Source organism: Streptomyces flaveolus, assembly GCF_014648815.1.
Lineage (GTDB): Bacteria > Actinomycetota > Actinomycetes > Streptomycetales > Streptomycetaceae > Streptomyces > Streptomyces flaveolus.
Map to the genome: position 1 here is coordinate 1 of NZ_BMRV01000030.1, position 23,567 is coordinate 23,567.

The 23,567-nt window shown below is 69.9% G+C and carries 17 protein-coding genes and 2 tRNA genes; 17 read left to right on the plus strand and 2 right to left on the minus strand.

Features of this window, described 5'->3' with window-relative positions; genetic code table 11:
* Positions 1–60: 60 nt before the first annotated feature.
* A tRNA-Gly gene (locus tag IEZ05_RS35720) sits at positions 61–134 on the minus strand.
* A gap of 190 nt (positions 135–324) precedes the next feature.
* Here IEZ05_RS35720 and IEZ05_RS35725 point away from each other — a divergent pair.
* The 5 genes from IEZ05_RS35725 (at position 325) to clpX (ending at position 5,185) form a co-directional block, all read left to right on the plus strand.
* Positions 325–401: transfer RNA gene (locus IEZ05_RS35725), tRNA-Pro, on the plus strand.
* Positions 402–625: 224 nt separating this feature from the next.
* Entirely contained in the window at positions 626–2,020 is a 1,395-nt protein-coding gene (gene tig, locus IEZ05_RS35730) for a trigger factor (RefSeq protein ID WP_189234494.1), read from the plus strand.
* Between the two features lie 350 nt (positions 2,021–2,370).
* A complete protein-coding gene (locus tag IEZ05_RS35735; protein WP_030399935.1) occupies positions 2,371–2,976 on the plus strand; it encodes an ATP-dependent Clp protease proteolytic subunit in 606 nt (201 codons plus the stop codon).
* A gap of 50 nt (positions 2,977–3,026) precedes the next feature.
* Positions 3,027–3,707, plus strand: a complete 681-nt coding sequence (locus IEZ05_RS35740; protein ID WP_308299267.1) for an ATP-dependent Clp protease proteolytic subunit — start codon at positions 3,027–3,029, stop codon at positions 3,705–3,707.
* A 191-nt stretch (positions 3,708–3,898) separates the two neighbouring features.
* Entirely contained in the window at positions 3,899–5,185 is a 1,287-nt protein-coding gene (gene clpX, locus IEZ05_RS35745) for an ATP-dependent Clp protease ATP-binding subunit ClpX (protein ID WP_189234495.1), read from the plus strand.
* Between the two features lie 73 nt (positions 5,186–5,258).
* On the opposite strand, the gene IEZ05_RS35750 is transcribed toward clpX, so the two are convergent.
* Complete coding sequence (locus tag IEZ05_RS35750; protein WP_189234496.1) at positions 5,259–6,227, minus strand: hypothetical protein; 969 nt, start codon at positions 6,225–6,227, stop codon at positions 5,259–5,261.
* A 136-nt stretch (positions 6,228–6,363) separates the two neighbouring features.
* Here IEZ05_RS35750 and IEZ05_RS35755 point away from each other — a divergent pair, with 136 nt between their 5' ends.
* The 12 genes from IEZ05_RS35755 to IEZ05_RS36710 form a co-directional block, all read left to right on the plus strand.
* Entirely contained in the window at positions 6,364–8,988 is a 2,625-nt protein-coding gene (locus IEZ05_RS35755) for a valine--tRNA ligase (protein ID WP_189234497.1), read from the plus strand.
* A gap of 423 nt (positions 8,989–9,411) precedes the next feature.
* Positions 9,412–10,926, plus strand: coding sequence for a bifunctional tetrahydrofolate synthase/dihydrofolate synthase (gene folC / locus IEZ05_RS35760; RefSeq protein WP_189234498.1), 1,515 nt, complete (start codon positions 9,412–9,414; stop codon positions 10,924–10,926).
* A gap of 6 nt (positions 10,927–10,932) precedes the next feature.
* On the plus strand, positions 10,933–11,289 hold the full coding sequence (locus IEZ05_RS35765) for a DUF4233 domain-containing protein (protein ID WP_189234499.1): 357 nt from the start codon (positions 10,933–10,935) through the stop codon (positions 11,287–11,289).
* A gap of 76 nt (positions 11,290–11,365) precedes the next feature.
* Positions 11,366–11,779: a nucleoside-diphosphate kinase gene (gene ndk / locus IEZ05_RS35770; protein WP_189234500.1), complete on the plus strand. Its 414-nt coding sequence runs from the start codon at positions 11,366–11,368 to the stop codon at positions 11,777–11,779.
* A gap of 318 nt (positions 11,780–12,097) precedes the next feature.
* The gene (locus IEZ05_RS35775) at positions 12,098–13,117 is read left to right on the plus strand and encodes a rod shape-determining protein (protein ID WP_030381728.1); all 1,020 of its coding nucleotides are present in this window, start codon (positions 12,098–12,100) and stop codon (positions 13,115–13,117) included.
* A 198-nt stretch (positions 13,118–13,315) separates the two neighbouring features.
* Positions 13,316–14,278 carry a rod shape-determining protein MreC gene (mreC, locus tag IEZ05_RS35780; protein ID WP_189234501.1) on the plus strand — a complete coding sequence of 321 codons (963 nt, stop codon included), beginning with the start codon at positions 13,316–13,318 and terminating at the stop codon, positions 14,276–14,278.
* A 13-nt stretch (positions 14,279–14,291) separates the two neighbouring features.
* Positions 14,292–14,963, plus strand: coding sequence for a rod shape-determining protein MreD (mreD, locus tag IEZ05_RS35785; RefSeq protein WP_189234502.1), 672 nt, complete (start codon positions 14,292–14,294; stop codon positions 14,961–14,963).
* Positions 14,964–15,012: 49 nt separating this feature from the next.
* Positions 15,013–17,262, plus strand: coding sequence for a penicillin-binding protein 2 (gene mrdA / locus IEZ05_RS35790; protein ID WP_189234503.1), 2,250 nt, complete (start codon positions 15,013–15,015; stop codon positions 17,260–17,262).
* Positions 17,259–18,458: a rod shape-determining protein RodA gene (gene rodA, locus IEZ05_RS35795; protein WP_189234504.1), complete on the plus strand. Its 1,200-nt coding sequence runs from the start codon at positions 17,259–17,261 to the stop codon at positions 18,456–18,458. The genes mrdA and rodA overlap by 4 nt, the downstream gene beginning before the upstream one ends.
* A gap of 64 nt (positions 18,459–18,522) precedes the next feature.
* Positions 18,523–20,022 (plus strand): CYTH and CHAD domain-containing protein, encoded by a 1,500-nt coding sequence (locus tag IEZ05_RS35800; RefSeq protein ID WP_189234505.1) that lies wholly within the window; start codon positions 18,523–18,525, stop codon positions 20,020–20,022.
* Between the two features lie 71 nt (positions 20,023–20,093).
* A complete protein-coding gene (locus tag IEZ05_RS35805) occupies positions 20,094–22,034 on the plus strand; it encodes a TIGR03960 family B12-binding radical SAM protein (protein ID WP_189234506.1) in 1,941 nt (646 codons plus the stop codon).
* A 206-nt stretch (positions 22,035–22,240) separates the two neighbouring features.
* Positions 22,241–23,567 (plus strand): trypsin-like serine protease (locus IEZ05_RS36710; RefSeq protein WP_229870010.1); only part of this gene is annotated, 1,327 nt, incomplete at its 3' end.

A 23,567-nucleotide genomic window follows, 5' to 3' on the forward strand; every position in this document is an offset into this window, starting at 1 on the left:
CCCCGGAATGCGATCAGGGCCAGGCGGAGGAATGATCCTCTGACCTGGCCCTGAGTCGTCTGGAGCGGGCGACGGGAATCGAACCCGCGTAGCCAGTTTGGAAGACTGGGGCTCTACCATTGAGCTACGCCCGCACGCTGCGCACCGCAGGTCGGCGACCGCGGCACTGCAGGCATCGTAGCGGGTCGTGCCCCCTCGCCGCACACCCCTTCCCTTCCGCACCCCGCGCCCGCGCTCCCGCGGGAGGACGCACGCGGGAAACACACGCGGGAAAAGGCGGCGGCCCGGGCACTCGGCGGCATGTACCCTACGTGTCGCACCAGACGGGGTGTGGCGCAGCTTGGTAGCGCGTCCGCTTTGGGAGCGGAAGGCCGTGGGTTCAAATCCCGCCACCCCGACCAGCCACCGGCCGGTCGCCGAGATCATCGGCGGCCCGTGGGCGGACCACCCGCGGATCACCGGCGGCGATCAGGAGTGATCGCCTTTTGGGCCGTGTAGTCGCTGCCGTTACTATGCAAGCTGCACGCCCGTGTGTCTCAGAGTCTGCAGTCTCCGGGCGGCGAAATCCGCCGGACGCCCTCCGCGCCGGCAGAACCCAAGAAGTCAGCCACAAGGAGACCGAACCGTGAAGAGCGCCGTGGAGACCCTGAACCCGACTCGGGTTCGGCTCACTGTCGAGGTGCCCTTCGAGGAGCTCAAGGACAGCCTCGACGCGGCGTACAAGAAGATCAACCAGCAGGTCACGGTGAAGGGCTTCCGCAAGGGCAAGATCCCGGCCCGGGTCATCGACCAGCGGTTCGGCCGCGGTGCGGTCCTGGAGGAGGCGGTCAACGACGCGCTTCCGAAGTTCTACACCGAGGCGGTCAACGAGGCCGAGCTGAACCCGCTCGGCCAGCCCGAGGTCGACATCACGGAGCTGAAGGACGGCGAGACGCTGAACTTCACCGCCGAGGTCGACGTCCGCCCGACCGTCGAGATCCCGGACTACTCCGGCATCGAGGTCGAGGTCGACGCCGTCGAGGTCAGCGACGAGGACGTCGAGAAGTCGGTCGAGCAGCTGCGCGAGCGCTTCGCCTCCACCTCCCCGGTGGAGCGCGCCGCCGAGGACGGCGACGTGGTCACCCTCGACCTGAAGGCCAAGGTCGACGGCGAGGTCCTCGAGGACGGCGTCGCCGACGGCGTGTCCTACACCATCGGCTCCGGCGAGCTGCTGGACGGCATCGACGACGCCGTGAAGGGCCTGGAGGCCGGTGGCGAGGCCACCTTCACCTCCGAGCTCAAGGGCGGCTCGGCGGCCGGCAAGGAGGCCGAGGTCACCGTCAAGGTCACCCAGGTCGCCAAGCGGGAGCTGCCCGAGCTGAACGACGACTTCGCGCAGCTCGCGTCGGAGTTCGACACGCTGGACGAGCTCAAGGCCGACAGCCGCAAGCGCCTGGCCAACATGAAGCAGTACGACCAGGCCACCCAGGCCCAGGAGCGCGTGCTGGACAAGCTGCTCGAGCTGGTCGAGGTCCCGGTCCCCGAGAAGCTCCTCGAGGACGAGATCAACACCCGTAAGCACAACCTCGAGCACCACCAGCTCGGCCAGATGGGCCTCACCCTCGACAAGTACCTGGAGCTCCAGGGCAAGACCGCCGAGGAGTTCGACACCGAGACCCGCGAGGCCGCGGTCAAGGGCATCAAGACCCAGTTCGTCCTCGACGAGCTGGTCAAGCAGGAGAAGCTCAACGTCAGCCAGGAGGAGCTCACCGAGCACCTCATGCGGCGTGCGGCCTCCTCCGGCATGTCCCCCGACCAGTTCGCCCAGGCCGTCGTCGAGCAGGGCCAGGTCCCGCTCCTCGTCGGCGAGGTCGCCCGCGGCAAGGCCCTGGCCGCCGTGGTCGAGAAGGCCACGGTCAAGGACACCAACGGCGAGATCGTCGACCTGGACGACGAGGAGGAGGAGACGGAGGCCGCCGAGGCCACCGCCGAGCCCACCGAGTCGGCCGACGACAAGGCCGAAGAGAAGACCGAGGGCTGATCCCTCGCGCCGTCCCCGACGGATGTGAAACGGGCCCCGGACGTCTGACGCCGGGGCCCGTTCGTCATACGGCCGGACAGCCCACCCAGGGGCGCGGGGAACTGCGCGAGCAACCACAATGGACCCGCACCCGGCGACGAGGTCGCGCCCCGACGGCGGGATCCCGCATCCGCGTACCGCTACGCCCCCGGCGAACACCCGCAGAACCGGGATGGCACCGCAGGGTCACCGCGTTAGGGTCCATGAATACGAGGGCAGGGGAGTCCCCGAAAGCGGCTCCAGCCCCGCAGGGAAACGTGAGACGGCCCGGCGCCGTCGTAAGACGAGCAGGTGGATACGTGACGAATCTGATGCCCTCAGCCGCCGGCGAGCCCTCCATCGGTGGTGGCCTCGGCGACCAGGTCTACAACCGACTGCTCGGCGAGCGGATCATCTTCCTCGGCCAGCCCGTGGACGACGACATTGCCAACAAGATCACCGCACAGCTGCTGCTCCTTGCCTCCGACCCGGACAAGGACATCTTCCTTTACATCAACAGCCCGGGCGGTTCGATCACGGCCGGCATGGCGATCTACGACACCATGCAGTACATCAAGAACGACGTGGTGACGATCGCGATGGGCCTCGCGGCCTCGATGGGACAGTTCCTGCTCAGCGCGGGCACGCCCGGCAAGCGCTTCGCCCTGCCGAACGCCGAGATCCTGATCCACCAGCCCTCGGCCGGCCTGGCCGGCTCCGCCTCGGACATCAAGATCCACGCCGAGCGGCTGCTGCACACCAAGAAGCGCATGGCCGAGCTCACGTCCCAGCACACCGGTCAGACGGTCGAGCAGATCACCCGCGACTCGGACCGCGACCGCTGGTTCGACGCCTTCGAGGCCAAGGAGTACGGCCTCATCGACGACGTCATCGCGACGGCCGCCGGCATGCCGGGCGGCGGCGGCACGGGCGCCTGAGCCTCGTACCGCCCCGAGCCGACCGCCTCAGCCTCTTTCCAGGAGACACTGTGAACGACATCCCCGGCAGCGGCCTGTACGACCGCACGCGCGCCGAGTACACCGGCCCGTCCGCCGAGTCCCGCTACGTCATCCCGCGCTTCGTCGAGCGCACCTCGCAGGGCGTGCGCGAGTACGACCCGTACGCGAAGCTCTTCGAGGAGCGCGTGATCTTCCTCGGCGTCCAGATCGACGACGCCTCCGCCAACGACGTCATGGCGCAGCTGCTGTGCCTGGAGTCGATGGACCCGGACCGCGACATCTCGGTCTACATCAACAGCCCCGGCGGCTCCTTCACGGCGCTCACGGCGATCTACGACACGATGCAGTACGTGAAGCCGGACATCCAGACGGTCTGCATGGGCCAGGCGGCCTCCGCCGCCGCCGTCCTGCTGGCCGCCGGTACGCCGGGCAAGCGCATGGCGCTGCCGAACGCCCGCGTCCTGATCCACCAGCCGTACAGCGAGACGGGCCGCGGTCAGGTCTCCGACCTGGAGATCGCCGCCAACGAGATCCTGCGGATGCGCGCGCAGCTGGAGGAGATGCTGGCCAAGCACTCCACCACGCCGGTCGAGAAGATCCGCGAGGACATCGAGCGCGACAAGATCCTCACGGCCGAGGACGCGCTGAGCTACGGCCTGATCGACCAGATCATCACCACCCGGAAGATGGACAACTCCTCCCTGCGCTAGGCAGGAGGCTGTAACGTCTGCCGCCCCTTGGCACGGTTTGGCGCGGTTCACGTCAAAGCGAACCGTGCCAAGGGGGGCCCGGACGGGGGGCCCGGCAAGGTACCGTCGGACATAAGGCAGCACCAGGAGTCAGCCGGCCGTCGACGTCACGTCGACGGCTGGGAGTCTCCCAGGCGAAGGGGAAGCACACCGTGGCACGCATCGGTGACGGCGGCGATCTGCTCAAGTGCTCGTTCTGCGGGAAGAGCCAGAAGCAGGTCAAGAAGCTCATCGCAGGGCCCGGTGTCTACATCTGCGACGAGTGCATCGATCTCTGCAACGAGATCATCGAGGAAGAGCTCGCCGAGACCAGCGAGGTGCGCTGGGAGGAGCTCCCCAAGCCCCGCGAGATCTACGAGTTCCTCGAGGGGTACGTGGTGGGCCAGGAGGCGGCCAAGAAGGCCCTCTCCGTCGCGGTCTACAACCACTACAAGCGCGTCCAGGCCGGCGAGAACGGCGGCGCCCAGGGCCGCGAGGACGCCATCGAGCTGGCGAAGTCCAACATCCTGCTGCTGGGCCCCACGGGCTCCGGCAAGACCCTGCTGGCCCAGACCCTCGCCCGCATGCTGAACGTCCCGTTCGCGATCGCCGACGCCACGGCGCTCACCGAGGCGGGGTACGTCGGCGAGGACGTCGAGAACATCCTGCTGAAGCTGATCCAGGCCGCCGACTACGACGTCAAGAAGGCCGAGACCGGGATCATCTACATCGACGAGATCGACAAGGTCGCGCGGAAGAGTGAAAACCCGTCGATCACGCGCGACGTGAGCGGCGAGGGCGTCCAGCAGGCCCTGCTCAAGATCCTCGAGGGCACCACGGCCTCGGTGCCGCCGCAGGGCGGACGCAAGCACCCGCACCAGGAGTTCATCCAGATCGACACGACGAACGTGCTGTTCATCGTGGGCGGTGCCTTCGCGGGCCTGGAGAAGATCATCGAGGGCAGGGCCGGCGCCAAGGGCATCGGCTTCGGCGCGACGATCCGCTCCAAGCGGGAGATCGAGTCCAAGGACCAGTTCGAGCAGGTCATGCCGGAGGACCTGGTGAAGTTCGGGATGATCCCCGAGTTCATCGGCCGTCTCCCCGTCATCACCTCGGTCCACAACCTCGACCGCGAGGCCCTGCTGCAGATCCTGGTCGAGCCGCGCAACGCGCTGGTGAAGCAGTACCAGCGCCTGTTCGAACTCGATGGCGTGGAGCTGGACTTCGAGCGCGAGGCCCTCGAGGCCATCGCCGACCAGGCCATCCTCCGCCAGACCGGCGCCCGCGGCCTGCGCGCCATCATGGAGGAAGTCCTCCAGGGCGTCATGTACGAGGTCCCGTCCCGCAAGGACGTCGCCCGCGTCGTCATCACGGCCGACGTGGTCCTCTCCAACGTCAACCCGACGCTGATCCCCCGCGATTCGCGGGGCCGCGGCCCGGGCGAACAGAAGACGGCGTAGCCGTCGCCGTACGCATACGGAAGGGGCCCGGTCGTCGACCGGGCCCCTTCGGCGTTCGTCCTGCGCTCCGGCGTCAGGCCTTGACGCGGACCTCCTTGCGGAGCTTGGCGGTGATCTCGGCCGCCTCGGCGGGGTCGGCCTTCTTGCCGCCCGCGATGTCCAGCAGGTTCATCGGCATGACGAAGCCCAGGGTGCTGTGGTCACCCCAGATGCAGTACGTCATGGTCATCGACTTCGGCTCGTTCGCACCGCCGTCGGAGTTGTCGACCTTGGCCTCCTGGCACTTGATGACAGCGCCTTCGAGGGAGGAGGGCTTGTACTCCTTCGGGTCGCCGACCAGGCTGACGTCCTCGTCCTCGCCGCCCGACTGGCTCTCCTTCTTCATGTGGGCGAACATCGCGTCGACCGTCTTCTCCGGGTCGTCGATGGTGCCGTAGACGCCGCCGAAGGAGAGCATCTTCGCGGCCAGCGGGTTGTCCTCGTTGCCCGCTTCGTACGAGGCGCTGACGTCCTTGGGGTCCTTCACCCCCCACTGAGCGGCGTCCTTCATGTCGCTCTCGTCCATGGTGTTGCTGTCGCTCTCGCCCTTCTTGTACTCACCGAGCACCGTGGCGGGAGTCGTCAGCTTGTGGGGGCCGTCGTCGGCGATGTCGCCGGCGCCTGAGCCGCCGCCTCCGCCGATCACGAAGTACGCGCCCACGCCGATCGCCGCCACGACCGCGACCGCGCCGATGATCAGGCCCGTCTTCTTCTTGCCGCCGGCCGGCGCCGGGGGCTGGGGCATGCCGTAGGGCTGCTGGCCGTAGGGGGCCTGCGGCGGGACGCCGCCCTGCCCGGGCTGCTGCGGGTAGCCGTAGCCCTGCTGCGGGGCAGGTGCCTGCTGCGGGTAGCCGTAACCCGGCTGGGCGGGGGGCGTCTGCTGGGGGTAGCCGTAGCCGGGCTGAGGGGCCTGCGGCTGCTGCTGGCCGTACGGTCCCGGCTGGCCGTACGGCCCGGGCTGCTGAGGCTGCCCGCCGTACGGGCCCGGCTGGTTGTGACTCATTGCTGGGTTCCCCTCCAGATGCTTACGTGGTGCTGACATCCTGACGCAGACCTGGCGTGCGCAGGTCACCGGGGGGCGGCACCGTTACAAAGGAATGCGTTTCGGGACACGGTCGTGACGCCCTTAAACTGAGCGCGTGACCGAGAACGCTCAGCAGCAGCCACCAGCGCCCGACACCGAACTGCCGACGACCTACGCGCCGGCCGACGTAGAGGGGCCGCTGTACGAGCGCTGGGTAGAGCGGGGCTACTTCGAGGCGGACGCCAAGAGCGACAAGCCGCCGTTCACCGTCGTCATCCCGCCGCCGAACGTCACGGGCAGCCTGCACCTCGGGCACGCCTTCGAGCACACGCTCATCGACGCCCTGACGCGCCGCAAGCGCATGCAGGGGTTCGAGACGCTGTGGCAGCCCGGCATGGACCACGCCGGCATCGCCACGCAGAACGTCGTCGAGCGGGAACTCGCCAAGGAGGGCAAGTCCCGCCACGACCTGGGCCGGGAGGCCTTCGTCGAGCGGGTCTGGAAGTGGAAGGGCGAGTCCGGCGGGCAGATCTCCGGCCAGATGCGCCGCCTCGGCGACGGCGTCGCCTGGTCGCGTGAGCGCTTCACCATGGACGAGGGCCTCTCCCAGGCCGTCCAGACCATCTTCAAGCGGCTCTACGACGACGAGCTGATCTACCGCGCCGAGCGCATCATCAACTGGTGCCCGCGCTGCCTGACCGCGATCTCCGACATCGAGGTCGAGTACCAGGACGACGACGGCGAGCTCGTCTCCATGAAGTACGGGGACGGGGACGACACCATCGTCGTCGCCACCACCCGTGCCGAGACGATGCTCGGCGACACCGCCGTCGCCGTCCACCCCGAGGACGAGCGCTACAAGCACCTCGTCGGCAAGCTCATCAAGCTGCCGCTGACCGACCGTTCCATCCCGGTCGTCGCGGACGAGCACGTCGACCCCGAGTTCGGCACGGGCGCCGTCAAGGTGACGCCGGCCCACGACCCGAACGACTTCGAGATCGGCCAGCGGCACGACCTGCCGTCCCTCACCGTGATGGACGAGCACGCCGTCATCACCGCGCACGGCCCCTTCCAGGGCCTGGACCGGCTCGAGGCCCGCTCCGCCATCGTCGCCGCGCTGCGCGCCGAGGGCCGGATCGTCGCCGAGAAGCGGCCCTACGTCCACAGCGTCGGCCACTGCTCGCGCTGCAAGACCACCATCGAGCCGCGCCTGTCCATGCAGTGGTGGGTCAAGGTCGGCCCGCTCGCCAAGGCGGCCGGTGACGCCGTCCGCGACGGCCGGGTCAAGATCCATCCGCAGGAGATGGAGAAGCGGTACTTCGACTGGGTCGACAACCTCCACGACTGGTGCATCTCGCGGCAGTTGTGGTGGGGCCACCGCATCCCCGTCTGGTACGGGCCGAACGGCGAGGTCGTCTGCGTCGGACCGGACGACGAGGCGCCGACCGGCGAGGGATGGCACCAGGACACCGACGTCCTCGACACCTGGTTCTCCTCCGGCCTGTGGCCCTTCTCCACGCTGGGCTGGCCCGAACAGACCGAGTCGCTCGCGAAGTTCTACCCGAACTCGGTCCTGGTCACCGGCTACGACATCCTCTTCTTCTGGGTCGCCCGGATGATGATGTTCGGCCTCTACGCGATGGACGGCACCCCGCCGTTCCACACCATCGCCCTGCACGGCATGGTCCGCGACCAGTTCGGCAAGAAGATGTCGAAGTCCTTCGGCAACGCGGTCAACCCGCTGGACTGGATGGACAAGTACGGCTCCGACGCCCTGCGCTTCACCCTGGCGCGCGGCGCCAACCCGGGCGTGGACGTCCCGATCGGCGAGGACTGGGTCCAGGGCTCGCGGAACTTCGCCAACAAGATCTGGAACGCGACGCGCTTCGCGCTGATGAACGGCGCGACGGTGGACGGCCCGCTGCCGGATGCGTCGGCGATGTCGGCCACCGACCGGTGGATCCTGTCGCGGCTGAACTCGGTCGTCGCCGAGGTGGACGCGTACTACGACGACTTCCAGTTCGCGAAGCTGTCGGACGCGCTGTTCCACTTCGCGTGGGACGAGGTCTTCGACTGGTACGTCGAGCTGTCCAAGACCACCTTCCAGGCGGGCGGTGAGGCCGCCGAGGTCTCCAAGCGGGTCCTCGGCGAGGTCCTGGACGTCACGCTGAGGCTGCTGCACCCGGTCGTGCCCTTCGTCACCGAGACGCTGTGGACCACGCTCACGGGCGGCGAGTCGGTCGTCGTCGCCGAGTGGCCGGCCGACAGCGGTTTCCGGGACGCGGACGCGGAGCGGGAGATCGGGACGGTCCAGTCCGTCATCACCGAGGTGCGGCGCTTCCGGGCCGACCAGGGGCTGCAGCCGGGACAGCGGGTTCCGGCCCGGCTGACGGTCGACGGTACGGCGCTCGCGCCGCACGAGGCGGCCATCCGGCAGCTGCTGCGGCTCCAGCCGGAGGGAGAGTCCTTCACGGCGACGGCGACGCTGCCGGTGGCGGGGGCGGAGGTCGCCCTCGACCTCTCCGGTGTGATCGACTTCGCCGCCGAGCGCAAGCGGCTGGCCAAGGATCTCGCCGCCGCGGAGAAGGAGAAGGCGCAGGCCAACGGCAAGCTCGGCAACGAGGCGTTCCTCGCGAAGGCGCCGGATCACGTCGTGGACAAGATCCGCGGGCGCCTCGCCAAGGCGGACGAGGACATCGCCCGCATCCAGGCCCAGCTGGAGAAGCTGCCGCAGGCGTAGCCGGTGTTACGTCAACGAAGGCTCCCGGTGCCGTTACAGGCGTCGGGAGCCTTCACGTCCCTCAGGGGCGCGGGGAACTGCGCGACCGGCCACGACGGCGCCGCAGTCGCCCGCGAGACCCGAGCCACCCCCTCCATGGGCGCCCCGGCGGGTGGGTCGCGTGGCCCGGCGCTGCCGGGTGCCGCTGCGCCCACCCGTGCCGCCCCAGCGGCACGACTGCCCGCAGCTGCGGGCCTGGCTGCGGACGCCGGGGGACTGCACGCCCCAGGGGCGCGGGGAACTGCGCGACCAGCCACGAACCACCTGCACGAGCCACGGAACCTCAGCCACCCCCTCCGTCGGTGACCCTCCGCACGAGCCACGGAACCCCCGCCACCCCACTCCGCGGCCACACCGTCGGCGACCCTCCGTAGACTGGTGCCCGTGAGCGACATCCCCGGCGAGAACGACCAGCCCGACCCCGCTGACTCCTTCGACGAGATCATCGACGCGGAGACGACCCGCGACCCCGATCTCGCCGTCATCGAGGCCGGCAGCCGCACCCTGCGCACCCAGGGCGGCCCCCCGCAGGCCGACATCCCCGGGCGGCCCGAGGATCCCGAGGTGGACAAGGCCCTGCGCGGGGTGGAGACGGAGCTCGCCACGCGCTGGGGGGAGACCAAGCTGGAGCCGTCTGTCGCCCGGATCGCCGCGCTGATGGACGTCCTGGGGGAGCCGCAGCGCTCGTACCCGTCCATCCACATCACCGGGACCAACGGCAAGACCTCCACCGCCCGCATGATCGAGGCCCTGCTCGGCGCCTTCGAGCTGCGCACCGGGCGGTACACCTCGCCGCACGTGCAGTCGATCACCGAGCGGATCAGCCTGGACGGGGCGCCGATCTCCGCCGAGCGGTTCATCGAGACGTACGAGGACATCAAGCCGTACGTCGAGATGGTCGACGCGCAGCAGGAGTACCGGCTGTCCTTCTTCGAGGTGCTGACCGGCATGGCGTACGCCGCCTTCGCCGACGCGCCCGTCGACGTGGCCGTCGTCGAGGTCGGGATGGGCGGCTCCTGGGACGCCACCAACGTCATCGACGGGGACGTCGCCGTGGTCACCCCCATCGACCTGGACCACACCGACCGGCTCGGTGAGACGCCCGGGGAGATCGCGACCGAGAAGGCCGGCATCGTCAAGCAGGACGCCACCGTGATCCTGGCCCAGCAGCCGGTGGACGCGGCGCAGGTGTTGTTGAAGAAGGCCGTGGACGTGAACGCCACGGTGGCCCGCGAGGGGCTGGAGTTCGGAGTCGTGGCCCGGCAGGTCGCCGTCGGCGGGCAGATGGTGACCCTGCGCGGGCTGGGCGGTGAGTACACCGAGGTCTACCTGCCGCTGCACGGCGCCCACCAGGCGCACAACGCGGCGGTGGCGCTGGCCGCCGTCGAGGCGTTCTTCGGCGTCGGCGCGCAGCGTCCCGAGCCGCTGGACATCGACACCGTGCGCAAGGCCTTCGCCGCCGTCGCCTCACCGGGCCGCATGGAGGTCGTGCGGCGCTCGCCCACCGTGGTGCTGGACGCCGCGCACAACCCGGCGGGCGCCCGGGTCACCGCCGAGGCGGTGGGGGAGGCGTTCCAGTTCAGCCGGCTCATCGGCGTGGTCGGCGCCAGCGGCGACAAGAACGTGCGCGGGCTGCTGGAGGCGTTCGAGCCGGTCTTCGCCGAGGTCGTCGTCACCCAGAACTCCAGCCACCGCGCGATGGACGCCGACGAGCTGGCCGCGATCGCCGTCGAGGTGTTCGGCGAGGACCGCGTCCAGGTCGAGCCGCGGCTGCCGGACGCCCTGGAGGCCGCGATCACGCTGGCCGAGGAGGAGGGCGAGTTCGCGGGCGGGGGCGTGCTCGTCACCGGTTCCGTCATCACCGTCGGCGAGGCCCGGCTGCTGCTGGGGAAGGGCTGAGAAACCGTGCGTACGCTCTGTGCTTCGACCCTGATCGGCGAGTTCTTCCTGATCGGCTTCGCCGGACTGGTCGCCATGAAGGACCCCGACCTGTCCATGGGCACCGTGTGGACGGTCAGCGGTGTCGCGATGTTCCTGTGCGTGGTGCTGTGCGGCCTGGTGACCCGGCCGGGCGGTGTCGCCTTCGGCTGGGCCCTGCAGATCGCCCTGATCGCCTCCGGCTTCGTCGTGCCGACGATGTTCTTCATGGGCGCGGTCTTCGCGGCCCTGTGGTGGGCGTCGGTGCACTACGGGCGGAAGATCGACGAGGCGAAGGCGAGGTTCGCGGCCCAGGCCGAGGCCTCCGCTCCTGACGCTGCGTGACGGCCGCCGCGACACGCCCGGTAACCTCAGTCATCACCTGGCACAACCGCACACTCGTACCTTCCAAGGAGCCCTCGTGACCCAGCGCACCCTCGTCCTCCTCAAGCCCGACGCCGTCCGTCGTGGCCTGACCGGCGAGATCATCAGCCGTATCGAGCGCAAGGCCGGCTGGCAGATCACCGCGCTGGAGCTGCGCACGCTGGACACCGAGACGCTGGAGCAGCACTACGGCGAGCACAAGGGCAAGCCCTTCTACGAGCCGCTGGTCGCGTTCATGTCGTCCGGCCCGGTCGTGGCCCTGGTCGTCGAGGGCGAGCGGGTCATCGAGGGCGTGCGCGCCCTGGCCGGCCCGACCGACCCGATCGCCGCGGCCCCCGGCTCCATCCGCGGGGACTTCGGTGTCATCGTCCGGGAGAACCTGATCCACGCCTCCGACTCCGAGGAGTCGGCCGAGCGCGAGCTGAAGATCTTCTTCCCGGGCCGGGTCTGAGCCCTCTCCGGGACACGCCGGACAGCCTTTTTTCTGACAGTTCGTCAGCCGAATGGTCGCGGGCCGACCGGGGCGGTCGCGTAGAAGCGACCGCCCTGTGGCATATGCGCGCCTGTTCGGGGGAACGGATCCCACCGTTGGCCCGTCTCCACAAGCGAGGCGATGCGCCATCTGCTGACAATGGCGAAGACCCTCGCGCAGTGTTCGCGAAAGCGCGTCTACGATGGAAGCCTCCACGCGTCACTGCACCCACCTCGCCGACCTGAAAAGCCCTCAAAAGCTCCCGGGAAGGCCAGTCGAATCCTGATGGGGAACTCAATGTCGTTCATCGGCCGTGACATGGCTGTCGACCTCGGGACCGCCAACACGCTGGTGTACGTCAGGGGTCGCGGGATCGTACTCAACGAGCCGTCCGTCGTCGCGATCAACACCAACACCGGTGGCATCCTCGCGGTCGGCGCCGAAGCGAAGAAGATGATCGGGCGCACGCCCGGCAACATCGTTGCCGTGCGTCCGCTGAAGGACGGCGTGATCGCCGACTTCGAGATCACCGAGCGGATGCTCCGCTACTTCATCCTGAAGATCCACAAGCGGCGTTATCTGGCTCGTCCGCGGGTCGTCGTCTGTGTGCCCTCGGGCATCACCGGCGTCGAGCGCCGCGCCGTCATCGAGGCGTCGTCCCAGGCCGGCGCCCGTCAGGTGCACATCATCGAGGAGCCCATGGCCGCGGCCATCGGCTCCGGCCTGCCGGTCCACGAGGCCACGGGCAACATGGTGGTCGACATCGGCGGCGGCACCACGGAGGTCGCGGTCATCTCGCTCGGCGGCATCGTCACCGCCCAGTCCATCCGCGTCGCGGGTGACGAGCTGGACAACGCGATCATCCAGCACGTGAAGAAGGAGTACAGCCTTCTGCTGGGTGAGCGCACGGCCGAGCAGATCAAGATCACGATCGGATCGGCGTACGACCTCGACTCCGACGAGCACACCGAAATCCGCGGCCGGGACCTCGTGTCCGGACTGCCCAAGACCGTCGTCATCTCGGCCGCCGAAGTACGCAAGGCGATCGAGGAGCCCGTCAACGCGATCGTCGACGCCGTCAAGACGACCCTCGACAAGTGTCCGCCGGAGCTCTCCGGCGACATCATGGACCGGGGCATCGTGCTGACCGGCGGCGGCGCGCTGCTGCGCGGTCTCGACGAGCGGCTGCGCCGGGAGACCGGCATGCCGATCCACATCGCGGAGGACCCGCTGGACAGCGTGGCGCTCGGCTCCGGAAAGTGCGTCGAGGAGTTCGAGGCGCTCCAGCAGGTGCTGGACGCTCAGCCCCGCAGATGACGTGACACTTCGGTTCCGCCGTACGAGACGATCTCCTCTCGTGCGGCGGATCGTTGATATAGAGACGTAAGACAAAGAGACATGAGACGCCCACAGTGCCCGGACCGGACGAGACGGGCGTCCGCCTTGAATCCCCTGAATTCCTGAACACCGCAACGTAATTCCCGAATTCCGACGAGGAAGGCACGGCCGCCGCACGTGAGGGACACGAAAGAGAGCCGGCTGCTCCTGGTGCTGCTGATCGCCGTCGCGTTCGCGCTGATCACGGTGGACATCCGCGGTGGGGAGGACTCACCGGTCGACGGCGCCCGGCAGGCCGCGGCCACCGTCTTCGGTCCGATCGAGAACGGGGTGTCGTCCGCGGTCGACCCGGTCGGCAACGCGGTCTCCGCGATCCGCGACTCGGGCGACCGGCACGACCGGCTCGCCGAACTGGAGACGCAGAACGCGGCCCTCAAGGCGAAGCTCGGCAGCGACGAACGCGGCCGCAGCCGCCTCAAGCAGCTCGACAAGATGCTCGGCCTGGCCGGCGCCGGCCAGTACGGCATCAAGGGCGCCCAGGTCATCGCCATAGGAGCGGCCCAGGGCTTCTCCTGGACCATCACGATCGACGCCGGCGCCAACGACGGCATCGAACGGGACATGACCGTCCTCAACAGCGACGGCCTGGTCGGGCGCGTCACCACCGTCGGCCCCGACACGGCCACCGTGCTGCTCGCCAACGACCCCGACTTCACCGTCGGCACCCGCATGGAGGCCGGTGACGAACTCGGCTTCGCCTCCGGGCAGGGCGACCGCCCGCTGCGCGTCGAGCTCCTCAACGGCAAGGCCGACGTGAAGAAGGGCGACCGTCTCGTCACCTTCGGCTCCCAGGCCGACAAGCCCTTCGTGCCCGGTGTCCCGGTCGGTACCGTCAGCCGCGTCGACCCCTCCGGCGGCGACCTGACCCGCACCCTCTACGTCACGCCGTTCGCCTCCTTCAGCAAGCTCGACATCGTCGGCGTCGTCGTCCAGGCCCCGGCGAAGGACCCGCGCGACACGGTGCTCCCGGCCAAGCCCCAGCCGAAACCCACGCCCACCGTGACGGTGACCGTGACCCCGTCCGCGGAGGCGCCCGACGGCCAGGCGCAGTCCGAGCAGTCCGAACAGACCGAGCAGTAGGAGCTTTCGTCCCATGCGCGTCAACCGGATCCTGCTGTCCGTCTCCCTGGTCGTCGTCGCCCTGGTGATCCAGGTCTGCGTCCTCGCTCGCCTCCACCTGCCCGGCGCCGTCCCCGACCTCGTGCTGCTCACCGTCCTCGGCCTCGCCCTGGTCTACGGCCACGTCGGCGGCGCCCTCGTCGGCTTCGGCGCCGGACTCCTCGCCGACCTCGCCCCGCCCGCCGACCACGCCGCCGGCCGCTACGCCCTGGTGCTCTGCGTCATCGGCTACCTCGCCGGGCTCGCCAAGCCGGACAACGGCCGGCTCCGGTCGGCCACCGGCCCGATGGTCGTGGTCGTCGCCGCCGCGGTCGGCACCACCCTGCTCTACGCCGGCGTCGGCGCCCTCGTCGGCGACACCGCCGCCCGCCACGTGGGCCTGCCCGGCCTGCTGTTCACGGCCGCGCTGTACGACCTGCTGCTCGCGCCCTTCGTGGTGCCCGGCATCATGGCGCTCGCCCGCCGCGCCGAGAACGACCCGCTGGCCGAGGCCGGCTCCACCGCCCAGACCACCGACATCTCCTCCGGCTGGCTCTCCTCGGGCACCGGACTGCGCATCGGGCAGCAGCGCGGCGGACTGCGGGTGAAGGCGGCGCGGGCCCGGGGGGCCCGGGCCGGGCGCATCAAGGGGGTCAAGCGGCTGTGACGACGCGGCAGCACACCACGGACAGCACGCACTTCGCGAGGGGGACGCAGTGACCAACATTCCGGAGACCGGCCGGAACACACGCGTTCAGACCCGTCTCGTCGTCATCCAGATCCTGGTCCTCTCCCTCCTCGGCACGCTCGGCGGCCGGCTCTGGTACCTCCAGATCCGCCAGGGCGACGAGTACGCCAAGGAAGCCTCCGGCAACCACGTCCAGCAGGTCGTCCAGCCCGCCACCCGCGGCTCGATCCTGGACGCGCGCGGCGTGGCCCTCGCCGACAACGAGACCCGGCTCGTCGTCTCCGCCTCCCGCACCGAGCTGCTGAAGATGAAGGACGACGGCAAGGCCGTCCTCACCAAGCTCGCCGCCGTCCTGGGCATGCAGCCCCAGGAGGTCATGGACAAGGTCCGGCTGTGCGACGCCAAGACGCCGCAGCCCTGCTGGAACGGCTCGCCCTACCAGCCGATCCCCGTCACCGACGAGGCCACCCCCAAGCAGGCCCTGCAGATCCGCGAGCGCGCCGAGGACTTCCCCGGCATCACCGCCGAACCCATGGCCGTCCGCCGCTACGCGGCCCCCGGCAAGTCCAACACCGCCCAGGTCCTCGGATACCTCTCCCCGGTCACCGACGAGGAGATCCAGAAGGCCCAGGACACCGACTCGCCCTTCCTGCGCTCGGACCAGGTCGGCCGCTCCGGACTGGAGCGCCAGTACGACAAGGCGCTGCGCGGCAAGGCCGGCGTCACCCGTTACGAGGTCGACAACCTCGGCCGGGTCATCGGCGAGGCCGAGTCCGACCCGGGCGTGCCCGGCTCCAACCTCGTCACCAGCATCGACTCCCGCGTCCAGCGCGTGGCCGAGTACGAGCTGAACGAGGCCATGAAGACCGCCCGCAAGGAGATGGACCGCAACACCGGCCGCACCTACGAGGCCGACGCCGGCGCCGTCGTGGTGATGGAGGCCAAGACCGGCCGCGTCGTCGCCATGGCCTCCAACCCGACGTACGACCCGAACGCCTGGGTCGGCGGCATCTCCGCAAAGGACTACAAGAAGCTCACCGGCAAGGACTCCAACTACCCGCTGCTGAACCGGGCCATCCAGGGGCAGGCCGCCCCCGGCTCGATCTTCAAGGTGGTCTCCTCGGCCGCCGCGGTGGAGGCCGGCTACGACTTCGACGGCAGCTACGCCTGCTCCAGTTCCTACTCCGTCGGGGGACAGGTCTTCAAGAACTTCGAATCGGCCGACAACGGCTCGATCAGCATCGGCCGCGCCCTCGAGCTCTCCTGCGACACCGTCTACTACCGGCTCGCGCACGAGCAGTGGAAGAAGGACGGCGGGATGAACCCGAAGAAGCCCAACGACTACTTCTACAAGGCGGCCCACCAGTTCGGCCTCGGCAAGGAGACCGGCATCGACCTGCCGAACGAGGTCACCGGCCGCGTCCCCGACCGCCAGTGGAAGCAGGACTACTGGAAGGCGAACAAGGACGCCTGGTGCAAGACGGGGAAGAAGGACGGCTCCTACGTCGAGCGGATCTCGTACGAGAACTGCCTCGAGGGCAACAAGATGCGCGCCGGTGACTCCATCAACTACTCCATCGGGCAGGGCGACACCCTCGTCACCCCCATCCAGATGGCCACCATCTACGCGGCCATCTCCAACGGCGGCACGCTGTACGACCCGACCATCGGCAAGGCGGTCGTCAGCCCCGACGGCAAGCGGATCGACGAGATCAAGCCCGAGGCGCACGGCAAGCTGCCGATAAGCAAGACCACGCTGGCCAAGATGGACGACGCCCTCGCCGGCGTCGCCACCCGCGGTACCGCCGCGTGGCGGTTCGGCGGCTGGCCGCAGGACGAGATCCCCATGCACGCCAAGACGGGTACCGCCGAGGTCTACGGCAAGCAGACCACCTCGTGGTTCGCCACGTACACCAAGGACTACTCGATCGTCATGACGATCTCCCAGGGCGGCACCGGCTCCGGCGCCTCGGGACCCGCCGTCCGCAACATCTACGACGCCCTGTACGGCGTCTCGGACGACGGCAAGATCGACACGAGGAAGGCGCTGCTGCCCCAGCCGGCCAAGAGCCTGCCGAAGATCAAGGCGGACGGCACCATCACCTCCCCGAAGGTCTCCAAGGACCCGGTGAAGGACCTCCAGCCCACCGAGAAGGCCACGGAGGAGGGCGGCGACGCCCCCGCCGGACAGCAGGACCAGAACCAGCAGGCGACAGTGAACCCGCCCGACACCGGGAACCGGCAGACCCGCAGGCGGAAGCGGAGGACGCGCGCATGACCGGAGCCAACAGCTTCCAGGTCTCCGGATACGGACCCGAGCGGGCCGGCTGGACCCGCCTGTTCGCCCGTGACTCCCTCGCCCGGCGGCTCGACTGGCCGATACTGCTGGCGGGCCTCGCGCTGTCCCTGCTCGGCTCCCTGCTCGTCTACTCGGCCACCCGCAACCGCACCGAGCTCAACCAGGGCGACCAGTACTTCTTCCTGACCCGGCACCTGCTGAACACCGGCATCGGGCTCGCCCTGATGGTCGCCACGGTCTGGCTCGGCCACCGTGCCCTGCGCACGGCCGTGCCGGTCCTGTACGGCGCCTCCGTCTTCCTGATCCTGCTGGTGCTCACGCCGCTCGGCTCGACCATCAACGGCGCCCACTCCTGGATCAAGCTCCCCGGCGGCTTCTCCCTCCAGCCCTCCGAGTTCGTGAAGATCACGATCATCCTGGGCATGGCGATGCTGCTGGCCGCACGGGTGGACGCGGGCGACCGGCCCTACCCCGACCACCGGACCGTCCTCCAGGCCCTCGGCCTGGCCACCGTGCCGATGCTGATCGTGATGCTCATGCCCGACCTCGGGTCGGTCATGGTCATGGTCATCATCGTGCTGGGCGTCCTGCTCGCCTCCGGCGCCTCCAACCGGTGGGTCTTCGGACTGCTCGGCACCGGCACGCTCGGCGCGCTCGCCGTGTGGCAGCTGGGCGTCCTGGACGACTACCAGATCGCCCGGTTCGCGGCCTTCGCCAACCCCGAGCTCGACCCCGCCGGCGTCGGCTACAACACCAACCAGGCGCGCATCGCCATCGGCTCGGGCGGCCTCACCGGCTCCGGCCTCTTCCACGGCTCGCAGACCACGGGCCGCTTCGTGCCGGAACAGCAGACCGACTTCGTCTTCACCGTCGCCGGCGAGGAGCTGGGCTTCCTCGGCGCGGGCCTCATCGTCCTCCTGCTCGGCGTGGTGCTCTGGCGCGCCTGCCGGATCGCCCGGGACACGACCGACCTGTACGGCACGGTCGTCGCCGCCGGCATCGTCGCCTGGTTCGCCTTCCAGGCCTTCGAGAACATCGGCATGACCCTGGGCATCATGCCGGTCACCGGCCTGCCCCTGCCCTTCGTCTCGTACGGCGGCTCCTCGATGTTCGCCGTGTGGATAGCGGTCGGGCTCCTGCAGTCGATCACCGTGCAACGGCCCATGTCGGCGTAGCCCTCCCGGGGCCGGGCCGGGACGCGTCGTTTCCGGCCCGGCGGTGGCGGCAAGGTGTCCTTGCATGACGAAGACGCGGCGGGAGATCGAGCGGAAGTACGAGGCGGACCACGACGGCCTTCCCGGCCTCACCGACGTCCCAGGCGTCACCGAAGTGGTCGACGCGGGCGTCACCCACCTCGACGCCACCTACTACGACACCGCCGACGAACGCCTCGCCGCCGACGGCATCACCCTGCGCCGTCGCACCGGCGGCGACGACGCAGGCTGGCATCTCAAACTGCCCGTCGCCCCCGGTGTCCGCGACGAGATCCAGGCGCCCCTCGGCGACGACGTCCCCGAGGCCCTCGCCGCACTGGTCCGCTCGCGCGTGCGCGACAGCGCCCTGCTGCCCGTCGTCCGGCTGCGCTCCACCCGGCACGCACGGCGTCTGATCGGTGCGGGCGGCGAGGTGCTGGCCGAGGCCAGTACCGACACCGTGACCGCCGAGCGGCTCGGCCGGACGGGTGCGACCGCCCACTGGACCGAGATCGAGGTGGAACTGGCCGAGGACGGCGACCCCGCGCTCCTGGACCGGGTCGAGGAACGGCTGCACACGGCGGGCGCCCGGCGCTCGGCGTCACCGTCGAAGCTCGCCAGGGCCCTGGAGGCGACCGGCGGTGCCCGCCCCCGGTCCGCGGGGCGCGCCGAGCCCGCGACCGCCGGCGACCACGTCCTCGCCTACCTGCGCGCCCAGCGCGACGCGATCGTCGCCCACGACCCCGCCGTCCGCCGGGACGTCGCCGACTCGGTCCACCGGATGCGCGTGGCCACCCGCCGGATGCGCGGCACCTTCCGCAGCTTCCCCGACGTCCTGGACCGCGCCGTCACCGACCCCATCGCGGCAGAGCTCAAGTGGCTGGCCGGCCGGCTGGGCGCCGAACGCGACCAGGAGGTCCTGGCCGAACGGCTGACCGGCGCCCTCAACGGACTGCCGGACACCGTCCCCACCGGCCCGGCGCACCGGCGGCTCGCCGCCTGGGCCGACGCCCGGCACCACCGGGACCACGGCCGGCTCGTCGCCGTCCTGGACTCCGCCCGCCACCTCGCGCTGCTCGACGCGATCGACGCCCTCCTCGCCGCACCGCCGCTGCGCCCGGACGCCGCCCGGAAACCACGCAAGGTGCTCGCCGGGGCCGTGCGCAAGGACGTGGCGAAGGTGTCCCGCCGCGTCACCGGCGCCCTGGAACTGCCGCCCGGCCCGGAACGCGACGTGGCCCTGCACGAGGCCCGCAAGAAGGCCAAGCGCGCCCGGTACGCGGCCGAGGCCGCAGCCCCGGCGCTCGGCGGGCCCGCCCGCTCCGTGACCAAGTCCATGAAGTCGCTCACCCGGCTGCTCGGCGACCACCAGGACAGCGTCATGGCCCGCCGCGCCCTGCCCGAGCTGTCCGCCGTGGCCCACGCGGCCGGGGAGGACACGTTCCCGTACGGGCTGCTGTACGGCAGGGAGGAGCAGCGGGCGACGGCCGCGGAGGAGCGGCTGGCCGGACGCTGGAGGAAGATCCGGGCCAAGGCGTCCCTCTGAGCGTTCGGGGGACCTGGCCGGCCGGGTTACGCTGAATGGTCACCCCTGCCAGCACACGAAGGTTCCGTGAGATGCCTGCCGAAGCCGCCGAGTCTGTGTCGTCTGTGTTTCCGCAGCTCGAAGCTCTGCTCCCGCACGTGCAGAAACCGATCCAGTACGTCGGCGGAGAGCTGAACTCCACGGTCAAGCCCTGGGACAGCTGCGACGTCCGCTGGGCCCTGATGTACCCCGACGCGTACGAGGTCGGCCTGCCCAACCAGGGCGTCATGATCCTCTACGAGGTACTGAACGAGCAGCAGGGCGTCCTCGCCGAGCGCACCTACAGCGTGTGGCCGGACCTGGAGGCGCTGATGCGGGAGCACGGCGTCCCGCAGTTCACCGTCGACAGCCACCGCCCGATCAAGGCCTTCGACGTGTTCGGCCTCTCGTTCTCCACCGAGCTCGGCTACACGAACATGCTCGCCGCCCTCGACCTGGCCGGCATCCCGCTGGAGGCCAAGGACCGCGGCATCGACGACCCGGTCGTGCTGGCCGGCGGACACGCCGCGTTCAACCCCGAGCCGATCGCCGACTTCATCGACTGCGCCGTGATCGGCGACGGCGAACAGGCCGTCCTGGAGATCACCGCGATCGTCCGCGCCTGGAAGGCCGAGGGCCGCCCCGGCGGCCGCGAGGAACTCCTGCTGCGCCTGGCCAAGACCGGCGGGGTGTACGTCCCCGGCTTCTACGACGTCGAGTACCTCCCCGACGGCCGTATCGCCCGCGTCGTACCGAACCGCTCGGGCGTGCCGTGGCGCGTCTCCAAGCACACGGTGATGGACCTCGACGAGTGGCCCTACCCCAAGCAGCCCCTCGTCCCGCTCGCCGAGACCGTCCACGAGCGCATGTCCGTGGAGATCTTCCGCGGCTGCACCCGAGGCTGCCGCTTCTGCCAGGCCGGTATGATCACCCGCCCGGTGCGCGAGCGCTCCATCACGGGCATCGGCGAGATGGTCGAGAAGGGCCTGAAGGCGACCGGCTTCGAGGAGGTCGGCCTGCTGTCGCTGTCCTCCGCGGACCACTCGGAGATCGGCGACGTCGCCAAGGGCCTCGCGGACCGGTACGAGGAGGACAAGATCGGCCTGTCCCTCCCGTCGACCCGGGTGGACGCCTTCAACGTCGACCTGGCCAACGAACTGACGAGGAACGGCCGCCGCTCCGGCCTGACCTTCGCCCCCGAGGGCGGCTCCGAGCGCATGCGCAAGGTCATCAACAAGATGGTCTCGGAGGAGGACCTGATCCGCACCGTCGCCACGGCCTACGGCAACGGCTGGCGTCAGGTGAAGCTGTACTTCATGTGCGGCCTGCCGACCGAGACCGACGACGACGTCCTGCAGATCGCCGACATGGCCACCCGCGTGATCGCCAAGGGCCGCGAGGTCTCCGGCTCCAACGACATCCGCTGCACGGTCTCGATCGGCGGCTTCGTCCCCAAGCCTCACACCCCCTTCCAGTGGGCGCCGCAGCTGTCGGCCGAGGAGACGGACGAGCGCCTGGCCAAGCTGCGCGACAAGATCCGCGGGGACAAGAAGTACGGCCGCTCCATCGGCTTCCGCTACCACGACGGCAAGCCCGGCATCGTCGAGGGCCTGCTGTCCCGCGGCGACCGGCGCACCGGCGCGATCATCCGTGCCGTCTACGACGACGGCGGCCGCTTCGACGGCTGGCGCGAGCACTTCTCCTACGACCGCTGGATGGCGTGCGCCGACAAGGCCCTGGAGCCCTTCGGCGTGGACGTCGACTGGTACACCACCCGCGAGCGCTCCTACGAGGAGGTCCTGCCCTGGGACCACCTCGACTCGGGCCTCGACAAGGACTGGCTGTGGGAGGACTGGCAGGACGCCCTCGACGAGACCGAGGTCGAGGACTGCCGCTGGACCCCGTGCTTCGACTGCGGGGTGTGCCCCGCGATGGACACGGAGATCCAGATCGGCCCGACCGGCAAGAAGCTGCTGCCGCTGACGGTCAAGTAGGGTCCCGCCGTCCTCGGTGAGGTGAGGTGACGTACGTCACGGGAGATGTGTGACGTACAGTCAGTTTGCGCTGTTTGGGCCTGTGGCGAGATCACCAGGCGCGGTCTTGGATGACCAGGGTGCGGTCCTTCGACCATCGCAGTGCGGTCGGCGGGCCGCAGCCACGAGTCATGACGGCCGGACCGATCCCTAGGACTGCGACTGCGATGAAGTCACCTGGCAAGATCGCCTCACTTCCGAATCGTCCAAGACGCGGCGGCGCCCTGCGCGCCGCCGCGGTCGGGACCGCGGCGCTGCTCGGTGCGGCACCGCTGCTCCTCCTGGCCGCCGCCCCGGCCCCCGCGGTGGTCGGCGCACCCGCGGAGGGAGCCGGCTACGGCTTCACCGCCCGGCTGCTGGTGGGTGACTACCAGCGAGGCTGCTCGGGCTCACTGATCTCCCCCGAGTGGATGCTCACGGCCGCCAGCTGCTTCGCCGACGATCCGGCCGCGAGCCTCTCGGTCCCGGCCGGACCGCCCCGTCTGAAGACCGTCGCGACCGTGGGCGGCGGACAGACCCGGGACGTGGTGGAACTCGTTCCGCACGGCGACCGCGATCTCGTACTGGCCCGTCTCGCGCAGCCCGTGACGGGTGTGACACCGGTCGGTGTCGCCGGCGCCGCACCCGCCGTCGGCCAGGACCTCACCGTGGCCGGTCACGGCCGTACAGCCCAGGAGTGGGCGCCTCTCGTCGCGCACACCGGAACCTTCTCCGTCGCCTCCGTCGACGGCGGCGACCTCGTCATGAGCGGGAGCGAGGGCGCCGCGGTCTGCCAGGGCGACGCCGGCGGCCCCGTCGTCCGTACCGTCGACGGCCGGCCGGAGCTCGTCGCCGTCAGCAGCCGTTCTAACCAGGTGGGCTGCTTCGGCGTCGACAGCCCGGAGGGAACCTCCAGCAACGCGATCGGTGCCCGGGTCGACGACGTGCGCGACTGGATCACCGCCCACGCCGTGCGGACCCCCGTCTCCGACTTCGACGGCGACGGCCGCAGCGATGTCGGTGTGCTGTACGACAACGGTCAGCAGAGTGACGGTGCGAACCGTACGGCGTTGTGGACGTTCACGAGTACGGGCTCCGGCTTCGGTGCCCCGGTGCGCAAGTGGGACAGCACCGGGACCCTCAGCTGGGACTGGAGCCGGTCCAAGGTGGTCCCCGGCGACTTCGACGGTGACGGCCGCTCCGACGTCGGCGTGCTGTACGACAACGGCCGGCAGAGCGATGGCGTCAACCGCACGACGTTGTGGACGTTCACGAGCACCGGCTCCGGCCTCGGCAAGCCGGTCAAGGTCTGGGACAACGTCGCCGACGGCGGCCCCAGTTGGGACTGGAACCGGTCCCAGGTGGTCTCCGGTGACTTCAATGGTGACGGCCGCTCCGACGTGGGTGTGCTGTACGACAACGGTCAGCAGAGTGACGGTGCGAACCGTGCGGCGTTGTGGACGTTCACGAGTACGGGTTCCGGCTTCGGTGCGCCGGTGCGCAAGTGGGACAGCA